Source organism: Streptococcus sp. GMD6S, from assembly GCF_000297015.1.
Window position 1 is genome coordinate 1 of record NZ_AJRH01000298.1, and the last position, 3,092, is coordinate 3,092.

A 3,092-nucleotide genomic window follows, 5' to 3' on the forward strand; every position below is an offset into this window, starting at 1 on the left:
GGTCTTCACAAGATTGAGCTGACTTGTTTTGGCTACAATGTCCAAAGTCAACGAGTCGCAGAGAAACTTGGCTTTACCTTAGAAGCTCGCATAAGAGACCGCAAAGATGCCCAAGGCAACCGCTGTGACAGTCTGATATATGGCTTGCTGAAGAGTGAGTGGGAGGTGAAAAATGAATAGTCAGATTATTGAGCTCGATAAAGATACTCTAAAGTATATGTTGGATGCTAGTGGAGGTTTTGACGAAAATAATGAGATTTTTAAATTTTTGCTAACAATTTTTGCTTCAAGTGTATCAGAGAATACCCAAAATGAATTGCCAAATCTATTTTCAAAATTCAAACGTCCTTCTCTTCAAACTAAGGCAAATCAAATTATTGGGCAAAATTTGGATGAACTACATTTTTTAGAGTTAGATATACCAAAAACTTTTACATTGAGCAACAGTGGCATTAAACAATTAATCAATTGTGTTAGAAAAGAAATCATGATGAAAATAAGAAACAGTCTATCGTTATATGATAGGAGTTACATGATTATTCAGATGAGTTTGTTAGCAAGCGTGTTAAGTAAAATTACAATGTATTTAAATACAGATTTTATCCAAGAAGAACGTGATTGCATTGATTTTCTTATTAAGCAGTTTAATAGAATAAACACATACACTTTTTTTGATCCCAGAGTGTTTTTAGGAGAATTAAAAACATGTTTAGAGTTGATTGTTAATGAACTTTTAACAATGGAATTATTGGAAGATAGTCAATTTCAGAAAATTCCGTCTATAAATTTTCAAGCTATGTTTGATTTGTTCGGATTATCTTTTTCAATAATTCAGTTAGATAGTTATATCGATGTTTTACCTTTTCTAAAAGAACAAGAAAGAGATGAAATTCAATTCACCAGAGGAGAAGGAATTGTATTTCCAAGCCGAATATTTGAACAATTTTCTAAATATATTAGCGAAACGAGAGATGAGATAGTTATAATTGGAGATAAAAAAATTGATATTATTATGAGATACCTTGAAAAAGTTAAAAAGGTGTCGCCTTCAATTTTAGAAAAATATTTGAGTGTAACGGATGATGAAAGAGCTTTTAAGCTGGGTAATAACTATGTTAGTGTTGCTGAAAGAGACTTACTTGTTAATGATTTAGCTTTAAATCAGAGAATATCTGTAGATACTGCTAAATTGATTATTGAAAATTTAACTCTCAATAATCAAGAGTTTTATAGAAATAAAATTGAAAGTTTAGTAGGTGAACCAAATAAAAGAATGTTTCGTTCCCCTTTAATAAACTTTTCGAATTTCGATGTAGTTCCAGTCTTTTCATTTTTGGAATCTGCTAAATATTTTCCATACAGAATATTACGAACAGATATTTTATATAAAAAAAATGGACAAGAATGGACACGATTAATTAAAGAAAATTTTGACGAGCGTTTATTGCCCAAACTCAAAGATATAGCTTTAAAAATTGATGTTAATGCTAGGACTAATTATTATTTAAATCAATCAAAACATAAAGAAATAAAAAATTTAATAAAATCAAAGAAATTAATGGGAGAAATTGACTTATTCTTTGTATATAATTCTACTTTATATATTTACGATTTAAAAAATTATGGTTTAGCAAGAAATATGAGGCAATGTAAAAGCATTATTAATACTTCAATCTATAAAGAGTTTTCAAAACTACGAAAATTGAAGACCGAGATTGAGGCACATAAGGAACTATTCGAGGCAGAGTTTGGTAGGTTCATTCATATAGAAATTGGAATAGTTACTGTCAATACGACGCCCTATAAATATTTTAAGAATGGTAGAGTTATATCTATGCCAGAACTGCAAATAAATCATAAACTATTGATTTAAATATATTAAGGAGCAAACACATGTCTAAAGAACTTTCACCTAAATACAATCCAGCCGAGGTTGAGGCTGGTCGTTACCAAAAATGGCTTGATGAAGATGTTTTCAAGCCTTCAGGCGATAAAAAGGCTAAGCCATACTCTATCGTGATTCCACCACCAAACGTAACTGGGAAACTTCACCTTGGTCACGCTTGGGATACAACTTTGCAAGATATCATTATCCGTCAAAAACGTATGCAAGGTTTCGACACGCTTTGGCTTCCAGGGATGGACCACGCGGGGATTGCGACTCAGGCTAAGGTTGAGGAGCGCTTGCGTGGCGAGGGCATCAGCCGTTACGACCTTGGTCGTGAAAAATTCCTTGATAAAGTCTGGGAATGGAAAGACGAGTATGCGACGACTATCAAGGAACAATGGGGCAAGATGGGGCTTTCTGTAGACTACTCTCGCGAGCGTTTCACCCTTGACGAAGGTTTGTCAAAAGCTGTTCGCAAGGTCTTTGTGGAGCTTTACAAGAAAGGATGGATTTACCGTGGTGAATTTATCATCAACTGGGACCCAGCAGCTCGTACAGCCCTTTCGGATATCGAGGTGATTCACAAGGATGTGGAAGGTGCCTTCTACCACATGAACTACATGCTAGAAGACGGTTCACGTGCCCTTGAAGTTGCGACAACTCGTCCTGAGACCATGTTTGGGGACGTTGCGGTTGCAGTCAATCCAGAAGACCCACGCTACAAGGACTTGATTGGTAAAAACGTCATCCTTCCAATCGCTAATAAATTGATTCCAATCGTTGGAGATGAGCACGCTGATCCAGAGTTTGGTACTGGTGTCGTGAAAATCACACCTGCCCATGATCCAAACGACTTCTTGGTTGGTCAACGACACAACTTGCCACAAGTCAACGTCATGAACGACGATGGAACCATGAATGACTTGGCCTTCGAATTTGCAGGTATGGATCGTTTTGAAGCTCGTAAGGCAGTCGTTGCTAAGTTGGAAGAAATTGGTGCCCTCGTCAAAATCGAAAAACGTGTCCACAGTGTTGGTCACTCAGAGCGTACAGGTGTTGTGGTTGAGCCACGCTTGTCTACGCAATGGTTCGTCAAGATGGATCAATTGGCGAAAAATGCCATTGCCAACCAAGACACAGACGACAAGGTAGAATTCTACCCACCTCGTTTCAACGATACCTTCCTCCAATGGATGGAAAATGT

At 36.3% G+C, this 3,092-nt stretch carries 3 protein-coding genes; all 3 read left to right on the forward strand.

The genetic code is table 11. The features are described from left to right. The coding region (locus tag GMD6S_RS10970) for a GNAT family N-acetyltransferase (protein ID WP_000453006.1) at window positions 1-180 on the forward strand (180 nt) is incomplete at its 5' end. Then, complete coding sequence (locus GMD6S_RS10975; RefSeq protein ID WP_001088062.1) at window positions 173-1,873, forward strand: hypothetical protein; 1,701 nt, start codon at window positions 173-175, stop codon at window positions 1,871-1,873. The genes GMD6S_RS10970 and GMD6S_RS10975, both read left to right, overlap by 8 nt. 20 nt (window positions 1,874-1,893) lie before the next feature. Continuing rightward, window positions 1,894-3,092, forward strand: a 1,199-nt coding sequence (locus GMD6S_RS10980; RefSeq protein WP_000032178.1) for a class I tRNA ligase family protein, incomplete at its 3' end; no start/stop codon positions are given.